The organism is Delftia sp. CH05, assembly GCF_009827015.1.
In the GTDB taxonomy this organism is placed as follows: domain Bacteria; phylum Pseudomonadota; class Gammaproteobacteria; order Burkholderiales; family Burkholderiaceae_C; genus Comamonas; species Comamonas tsuruhatensis.
Window position 1 is genome coordinate 166,624 of record NZ_WUMG01000009.1, and the last position, 8,119, is coordinate 174,742.

The window sequence follows — 8,119 nt, forward strand, 5'->3', positions numbered from 1 at the left end:
GGCGGGCTTGCTCGGTAATCAGCCTGCCTGCACCTTGGCGCCACGCTTGCGTGACTGCTCGGCGGCCGTTGGCGCGTCATCGCTCAGGCTGCTGGCATGGCCTGCAGCGCTGGCGGCGGTGGCGCTCTCGGGCTGGTGGGTGCTGATGAATTCGCGCACCTGCGGATAGACGATCTCTCGCCAGCGGCGGCCGCTGAAAATCCCGTAGTGTCCCGCGCCCGGCACTTCAAGGTGCCTGCGCTGATCCGCGGCAATGCCCTTGCACAGATCGTGCGCAGCCCGCGTCTGGCCGGAGCCGGAGATGTCGTCCAGCTCGCCCTCGATGGTCAGCAGGGCGCTGCCCTTGATGTCCTGCGGGCGCACCAGTTCAACCTTGTCCTCGGGCGAACGCACTTCCCAGGTGCCATGGACCAGCTTGTAGTCCTGGAACACCGTGGCGATGGTCTCGAGGTAGTAGTCGGCATCCATGTCGAGCACGGCGTTGTACTCGTCATAGAACTTGCGGTGGTGCTCGGCGCTGGCGTCGTCACCCTTGATCAGGTCCTTGAAGTAGTCGTAGTGGCTCTTGGCGTGGCGATCCGGGTTCATGGCCACGAAGCCCGAGTACTGCAGGAAGCCGGGGTAGACGCGGCGACCCACGCCCGGATAGCCTTCGGGCACGCGGTAGATCACATTGTTCTCGAACCACTCGAAACTGCGGTTCTGCGCCAGATTGTTCACCGAGGTCGGCGAGCGGCGCGCATCGATGGGGCCGCCCATCATGGTCATGGACAGCGGAGGCGTCTCGCCACGGCTGGCCATCAGCGACACGGCAGCCAGCACCGGCACCGTGGGCTGGCAGACGCTGACCACATGGCACTGGCCGTACTTGCCCTGCAGGTAGCGGATGAACTCCTGCACATAGTTCACGTAGTCGTCGAGGTGGAACTCGCCATCGGCCAGCGGTACCAGGCGGGCGTTCTTCCAGTCGGTGATGTAGACCTTGTGGTCGCCCAGCATGCTTTGCACCGTATCGCGCAGCAGCGTGGCGTAGTGGCCCGACAGCGGCGCCACGATCAGCACCACGGGCTGGCTCAGCATGGTCTGCAGTGTCTCGGTGTCGTCGGAGAAGCGCTTGAAGCGGCGCAGCTCGCAAAACGGCTTGTCCACTTCGACCCGCTCGCGGATCGTCACGTCCACGCCGCCGACATCGACGCTGCGCAGGTTGAACTCGGGCTTTTCGTAATCCTTGCCCAGGCGGTAGAACAGGTCGAACCCGGCGGCCATGCGCTGGGACATCGGACCCTGGCTCAGCAGCGAGTGGGGGTTGCTGTAGAGCTTGGCTGCAGCCTGCGCGAAATCGGCAAAGGGCTCGACCATGGCGCGCTGGATTTCGTAGAGCTGATAGAGCATGGATACAAGGGGGTTGTTTGGATTTGTTGCAGTGCAATATATCAGCAGCACGCTAAGAAAACTGGTAGTAAAACCCCTCTAATGCTGTCGCTTAAGTGATAGCTTGACTGATGGTTGTAAGCTGGCGGCAGCCCAGCCCCCGGCATTCCTGCAATGCAGTGCGGCGCGCTAGGCGGCAAGCGCCGCTTCGGCCGGTTTGGTGCGCGCAAGCCGCATCACCTCTGAAGGCGGCAATTGCTTGAACTGGTGGTTGCTCCACACCTGGCGCCAGCGCCGCGCACCTGCCAGCCCGTTGCGCAACCCCAACATATGGCGGGCTATCGAATACCAGTGCGTGCCGTGCGTGCGCGCCTCTCGCTCCATGTAGGCCACCATCTGCTCCTCGATGGACTCGCGCGTGTGCTCCACGCCAGCATCGCCGTAGTACAGCGCATCCCACGAGGCCAGCCACCAGGGGTTGTGATAGGCCTCACGCCCCACCATCACGCCATCGACCTGCTGCAGCAGCTCCTGCACGGTGGCGTCGGCCTTGATGCCGCCATTGATGGCAATGGTCAGCTGCGGAAAATCCTGCTTGAGCCGGGCCACGATCTCGTAGCGCAGCGGCGGGATCTCGCGGTTTTCCTTGGGAGACAAGCCTTTGAGCCAGGCATTGCGTGCGTGAACGATGAACACGCGGCATCCCGCATCGGCCACCGTGCCCACGAAGTCGCGCACGAATTCGTAGCTCTCGTCCTTGTCGATGCCGATGCGGTGCTTCACCGTGACAGGCACGTCCACCACATCCACCATGGCCTTCACGCAATCGGCCACCAGCGGCGCCTCATTCATCAGGCAGGCGCCAAATGCACCGCGCTGCACCCGCTCGCTGGGGCAGCCGCAGTTCAGATTGATCTCGTCATATCCCCACTGCGCTCCCAACCGCGCAGCCTGCGCCAGATCCGACGGCTCGCTGCCGCCGAGCTGCAACGCCACCGGATGCTCCTCGGCCTCGAACCGCAGATGCCGTGGCACATCACCGTGCAGCAGTGCGCCCGTGGTCACCATCTCGGTATACAGCAGGGTATGGCGGCTCAGCAGTCGGTGCAGGTAGCGGCAGTGCTTGTCAGTCCAGTCCATCATGGGCGCAACGGACATGCGCCACATGCTGGCAGGTGCTTGGTTTTCTACGTTTGTCATTGATCTGATTGGGTTTTTTGCTCTGGCGTCGTTGCCTGATTCTTCGCCATCCAACCCCGTTTTTGCTGATTTTCTCGCTGGCTTTGCCACATCCTTCACCTGTCGCAAAACAGATGGGGCCATCACTTCACGCAAGCGCACGGATGGCTTGCCTGCACCGCACAGATCCGGCTGATGGAGAACGGCACGTTTGTCCACCGCGAAAGCCAGGCCTACCGTCGGAAAGTGCTGGCCAATGAGTGGCTGCGCAGGCGCGAGCACGAGATGGACCAGGAGCACGCTTTTGGCCAGGCGCCAGGCCGTGCACAAGAAAATTTCAGTGGGGGAGCCACTGCGGGATTATGTCAGTGCGGTCAAAAACGTGACTGAGTGGGGCCGTAGTAAAAAAGCCGACATCGCGCGACTGCAGGCCTCTGGTCGGGCCGACCTCCAGGCCGCCAAGCTCACGGTGCAGGATCTGATGGGCTACACCAAGAAGCAGCGCACGGAAGACGAGGCCGGCCCGCCGCCGTGCTCAATGACATGGTGTGGCTGCGCCAGGTCTTCCTGCATGCTTCGGCCGCGCGCGGCATTGATGCGCCGCTGCAGGTGCTGGACCGCGCCAGGCTCAAGCGTGCTGCGCACGCAGGTGCCCGCCTACGCGGCCGGGCTTCAAGCGTGGCCAACAAGACTGCCTTGAATCCAAGTGAGAGCTCTCCCTGGAGCAAATTTCATCCATTGCGCGAAACTGGGGTAATGGTAGCTAGATGTAAGTGAGTGGCGAGAAGCGGATAAATTTGATCTTCATTCATTTGGTGTTGGTAAAGAATTTCTATCTGCACATTGCCTTTCGATGGCATATTGGCGAGGCCATGCATCGAATAAGACAAATGGAGGCGCGCCAAATGAATGTTAGAGAGAGGCAAGAATCATTCGCGCCGCAATCGCGGTTGCAAGCATTGATGGTTGATTGCGAGGTGGAAGATTTTTCAGGGTTGGGCCTGTTGCTCGGTCAGGCTGGATATGATATGCGAATGGCGGCAAGTGCGCCGGAAGCGTTGGCTGAGTTTGCTGGTGGACGAATTGACTTGTTGATATGCAATACGCGTGTAATTGACAAGGATGGTGGGCAGTGGCTGGAAAATCTCGTTGGGCAGTCCCCTGATCTGTTCGTGATTTTTCTTTCGGAATGCAGTCCCATGGCAATTACGAAAGGCCTTGGTCGGTTGCTGGGCTTGCACCGCCATATAGTCAAACCTTTGAATAGTGAGCAATTTTTGGCTGTCATTGAGCAACTGAATGATCAAAAAATTACACGCTATGAGAATATTCGGCTAGAGCAAAAAAATAGAGCGCTGACGAAGGAGTTGGCAGAACTAAATGCAGCTGTTGAGCTGACTGCCCATGAGCATGACGACGAATTGTTGGAGGCGCATAGGAAACTTAAAAAAAGCTTCGTCGCATCGATCCGAATGTTTTCAAATCTGCTTGAGTGGCGAGGGGGGATACTTGCCGGACATTCAAGACGCGTTGCGGATCTAACCCGCCGAACCGCAAGTATTATGCAGCTAAGTGAAGCAGAGCAGCAGAATGCTTTTGTCGCTGCGCTCATTCATGATATCGCTCATATTACTCTTCCCGATGGGATGTTAAGCAAGCCCGTCCCAAGTTTAAGTCATGAGGAACTGGATAAGTATAGAAACCATAGCAGTTTGGGAGAGCAACTGCTTCTGTCGATAGATGATGCGCATCTTGTCGCTACTCTCGTCAGGTCTCACCATGAGCGATTCGATGGAGCAGGTTACCCTGATGGCCTAAAGGGGAAGGATATTCCAATAGGTGCTCGCATAATTGCGGTTGCTGATTTTTACGATGACCTGATGGTGGGGCATTTGAGCAGTAAGCCGCTAACTTGCGCAGAGGCAAGAACGCTCATTTCGCATAGTAGAGGAGCACAATTTGATCCAGAGGTTGTGGATGCTTTCTTGCAAATTGTGATTCAGGCGACCCCTGCTCCCGACCCGGCTCCAATTAATGTTCCCTGTTCAGAATTGAGGCCAGGGATGATTTTGGCTCAAGACTTCGTATCGAGGGAAGGCTTGGTCTTGCTTACAGCAGGTCGAGTTTTGACGCCAGAGTTGATACGCAGAATGCAATTACGTGTTGATCTTGGTCGAAAGTTTCCAATTCGTGCTGTAGCGACGGCTGTTTGATTGGATTGAGTAATTATTTTGGTCTGGACTTGGTCCAGTTTTTTATAGCCTTCGCTCTCTGGTTGTTTTTGAGAATTTGAGTAGAATTTCTCCATTGGTTGTAATTGCTTGTTTTTCTGATATGTCAGCTATAAGTGAAGGCGGTACTTCTGTTGAATACAGCTTGTTTTTGCTTATTCTGTATAAAATCCTCGTTTTTCCGACTATGAATTCATCTCCTTCGATTATTCCTATATACCGGCCATTTTTTGTATAGGCTTTCCACCATCCGCCTTCGATCATTTTATGCCTCGCTGTGCTGTGATTTATTATTGGCGCCACCATGCCAATTCTTGAGCATGAAATGTTATTATGAAAGCCGCTCGATATTTCAATTGATGCAAAATTTGACAAAGTAATTGATTTTGATAATTTATTATCAAAATCACGCTTGGCAAGAGTAATATCTGGATATACGTGGAAACACGGATGGTCACTTGGCGTAAATCTCGACGTCGTGCCTACCAAGGCTGCCACCTCCGGCAGGATGAGCAAGGAACACATGCAGGCGCCGCAGTGGGAGCGCATCAAGCGGGATTGCTGGGGCCGGTCCTCGCTGCGCGTCCGTAGGACTCTCGCCACCGGAATCTTGCCCAGGGACCGACAGCCTGCAGCCTGTTGCTGGCACACCATGACAGCTCTGAAGCAACAGGAGCAATGAATGGCGATTTCAGAAAAGATCCAGGACCTGCGCAAGTGGGATGACTCTCGCAAGGGATTCACGGGAGAGCATTGGCTTGTGCTCGGTGCCGGCCTCTTGGCGCTGCGCCATGCCCGGCGCGCGGAAAGTGGCATGGGCCGTCTTGTGAGTGGTGCGCTGGGCACGGCATTGATAGCGCGCGCGGCCACGGGCCGCGACGGTGTATTGGGAACGGCAGGACGATTGGCTGCAAAGCCCACGCTGGCCGAGCGCCTGCTGATCGCCGCGCGCCGCCTGTAGACGCCCGGACAAAGGAAAGGCCCGCAGTTGCGGGCCTTGCTTTTTCAAGTCAGGCCTGCATCAGCGCTGGCGGCGCATGCGGCGCAGGCCGAATATTGCCAGCAGGGCAGACATCAGGATGGCGCCCCATTCGCTGAGCGTGGGAACGGCTGCTGCGCCGCCTGTTGGGGCTGCTGCCAGCACGGGCACGAGCGGATCGGCGATCACGCCCGCCGCAGGGTTGGTGTCACCAGGGCCGTTGTCCGTGATGGTGTAGGTCACCGTGGTGCGCGCGCTGTCCACGATCACGTTCAGCGCGGGCGCAGGGTCAAACCAGCCGCCGACACCATCGGGCTTGCGGAACTGCACGCCTTCGGGGAGAGCGCTGGGATAGGTGAGAGTCATCGTCACAGATCCGGTGCAGTTTTCGGCGCTGAAAGCGAACTGTCCGCTGGGCGCTTGCAGGTTCGGTGGGGTGGAGGTCACAGGTCCGAAGCCGCCGCCAGGTTGCAGCGTGCAAGTGGTGCCGCCGCCGGACATCGTGGCAGACGGTATGCCGGTCATGCCAGGCACGCTGCCGGGCGCGCTCACCAGTTGCAGTTTGCGTGGCGTGGCTTGTGTGCTTGCAGAGGCTGCACCGGTTGTCCCGTTGGAGGCTGCGACCGTGAAGTTATAGGTGAAGCCATTGCTCAGGCCAGCCACGACGATGGGGGATGTCGTTCCTTGCTGAGTGATCACGCCAGGCGCACCGGGCACGGCCACGGGGGTCGCGATCACGGTATAGCCTGTGATGGGCGCGCCGCCATTGGAAGCAGGTGCAGTGAAAGTCACCGTAGCCTGCCCGTCGTCTGCAGCGATGTTGCCGATGGTGGGGGCTCCGGGTGCCGCTGCATTCACCATGAAGGTTTGAGACACCTGTGATGCAGGCAGGTAGCTTGCGTTACCACTTTGGTTCGCATCAACGGTGCAAGAGCCTGTGTTCACAAAAGTCAGCGTGCCGCCCGTGGTGACCGTGCACACCGCAGTTGTGTTTGCGCTGAAGGCCACCGGCAGGCTGGAGCTGGCCGTCGCGGTCAGTGTTGGCGTTGTGCCGAAAGTTTGGTCGCCGGGGTTTGGGAACGTGATGTTCTGGTTTTGCTGTCCATTCACCAGTACGCCGGTCGTGGCGCCTACGTTCGCCAAATTCAGCACAACGTTGGTGCCTCCGCTCGTCATCGTGCTCCCGTTGAGATCGATAGCGGTTCCTAACGACACTCCATTTGCGTCAACATCACCTGGCTGCACGGTATATATGAAGGTCAGGGCGGAGCTGTTGCTGCCACCGACGAAGTTCGCTTGCCGCAGAGTTGAACCAATCGTCAAAGGAATTGAGGGCGTGCCGCCAGCTGTGACGGTCACGGGAGCGCTGTAGGTCACAGTGAACTGCAGGTTCTGTCCAGCACTATAGGTTCCGTCGGGGGGAACGCTTACTGATTGCACTGAGGCGGCAGGAGCTACAAGCGTGTAGCTAAGCGTGGTTTGGCAGGCTTTGGAGTCTGTGATGGTCACCGAATATTGACCGGGAGCCAGTCCTGTCGCGGTTGCCGCTGCGCCACCGGAGGGGGTCCATGAGTAAGTGTAGCCAGGAGTTCCCCCTGTCGCGACAACTGTTGCGCTACCGTTGTTGCCTCCAACGGGATTGATCTGCGACTGCATGCCTGACAATGTTTCAGGCTGTCCAACGGTCGTAGACGCTGTTCCTTGCAGGCCGTTATTGTCAGTAACCGTAACTGTATAGGTGCCTGCTATGAGACCTGTTGCGGTAGCGTTTGTGCCTCCAGAGGGGCTCCATGAGTAGGTGAAGGGCGCAACACCGTTCTGGGTGATTTGGGCAGTGGCCGTGCCGTTGTTTGCCCCGTTACAAGAGGCATCGGTGTGGGACGCGGACAAGATCAGCTGTGCGCTTGCAGAGCCGGTGTAGGTGACAAGAGCAAAGATGCCGCCTAGCACCCATGTGCGGAAAACCCCAGAAGACATGTTGTTCCCTTACTTTGGAGATCGGCGCAATCTCTCTAGCTCTGTTTGCTGAACTTTTGTTTGATGACCAAACGCGCTGCAAATTGTATGAATTTGTGTATATTGTGTCTATCACTGAAACTTGGTAGTTACTCCGGCTAGGCGGCCTTGATGTCGCCCCCGTATTCCCGACCCCACCCTATTCGCAATAAAGCAGCTGGTCAGCCCCTGCAGCGTGTTGCCGCCTGAACTCCCGAGGCGACCGCATTTTCAGCGAAGAATGCGGATGCACCTCGTTGAAGTGCTCGAAGGCCGCTGGCAGTTGCGCCAGTACCGTCTGCGCGTCACTCAGGTCCATGCGCGCCACATAGTCGCGCTTGAAGGTGTTGACGAAGCTCTCGGC

The 8,119-nt window shown here is 57.9% G+C and carries 9 protein-coding genes and 1 pseudogene; 4 read left to right on the forward strand and 6 right to left on the reverse strand.

Going from position 1 to position 8,119, the window contains the following annotated elements; all coding sequences use genetic code 11:
• Nucleotides 1–18: 18 nt before the first annotated feature.
• The gene (locus tag GRX31_RS10455) at nt 19–1,392 is read right to left on the reverse strand and encodes a polyhydroxyalkanoate depolymerase (RefSeq protein ID WP_160852522.1); all 1,374 of its coding nucleotides are present in this window, start codon (nt 1,390–1,392) and stop codon (nt 19–21) included.
• Between the two features lie 168 nt (nt 1,393–1,560).
• The gene (dusA, locus tag GRX31_RS10460; protein WP_016445948.1) at nt 1,561–2,538 is read right to left on the reverse strand and encodes a tRNA dihydrouridine(20/20a) synthase DusA; all 978 of its coding nucleotides are present in this window, start codon (nt 2,536–2,538) and stop codon (nt 1,561–1,563) included.
• Here dusA and GRX31_RS30540 point away from each other — a divergent pair.
• From GRX31_RS30540 to GRX31_RS10470, 3 genes are all read left to right on the forward strand, one after another.
• Entirely contained in the window at nt 2,528–2,746 is a 219-nt protein-coding gene (locus GRX31_RS30540; RefSeq protein WP_202396551.1) for a hypothetical protein, read from the forward strand. The two genes, dusA and GRX31_RS30540, sit on opposite strands and share 11 nt — an antisense overlap.
• A gap of 126 nt (nt 2,747–2,872) precedes the next feature.
• Nucleotides 2,873–3,250, forward strand: a complete 378-nt coding sequence (locus GRX31_RS10465; protein ID WP_160852524.1) for a hypothetical protein — start codon at nt 2,873–2,875, stop codon at nt 3,248–3,250.
• 97 nt (nt 3,251–3,347) lie between these two features.
• On the forward strand, nt 3,348–4,763 hold the full coding sequence (locus GRX31_RS10470; protein ID WP_237426649.1) for an HD domain-containing phosphohydrolase: 1,416 nt from the start codon (nt 3,348–3,350) through the stop codon (nt 4,761–4,763).
• A 42-nt stretch (nt 4,764–4,805) separates the two neighbouring features.
• Here the strand turns inward: GRX31_RS10470 and GRX31_RS10475 are convergent, their stop codons facing one another.
• The gene (locus GRX31_RS10475; protein WP_160310754.1) at nt 4,806–5,333 is read right to left on the reverse strand and encodes a hypothetical protein; all 528 of its coding nucleotides are present in this window, start codon (nt 5,331–5,333) and stop codon (nt 4,806–4,808) included.
• Nucleotides 5,334–5,463: 130 nt separating this feature from the next.
• Between GRX31_RS10475 and GRX31_RS10480 the strand changes: the two genes are divergently transcribed.
• On the forward strand, nt 5,464–5,742 hold the full coding sequence (locus GRX31_RS10480) for a hypothetical protein (protein ID WP_016445950.1): 279 nt from the start codon (nt 5,464–5,466) through the stop codon (nt 5,740–5,742).
• A 60-nt stretch (nt 5,743–5,802) separates the two neighbouring features.
• Here GRX31_RS10480 and GRX31_RS10485 read toward each other — a convergent pair whose 3' ends face one another.
• From GRX31_RS10485 to GRX31_RS10490, 3 genes and pseudogenes are all read right to left on the reverse strand, one after another.
• Nucleotides 5,803–7,416, reverse strand: coding sequence for an IPTL-CTERM sorting domain-containing protein (locus GRX31_RS10485; RefSeq protein ID WP_237426650.1), 1,614 nt, complete (start codon nt 7,414–7,416; stop codon nt 5,803–5,805).
• Nucleotides 7,417–7,548: 132 nt separating this feature from the next.
• Nucleotides 7,549–7,737, reverse strand: a pseudogene (locus GRX31_RS31155) (hypothetical protein); the annotation flags it as partial.
• A gap of 178 nt (nt 7,738–7,915) precedes the next feature.
• Nucleotides 7,916–8,119: integrase core domain-containing protein (locus GRX31_RS10490; RefSeq protein ID WP_160852528.1), on the reverse strand; the 204-nt coding region annotated here is incomplete at its 5' end.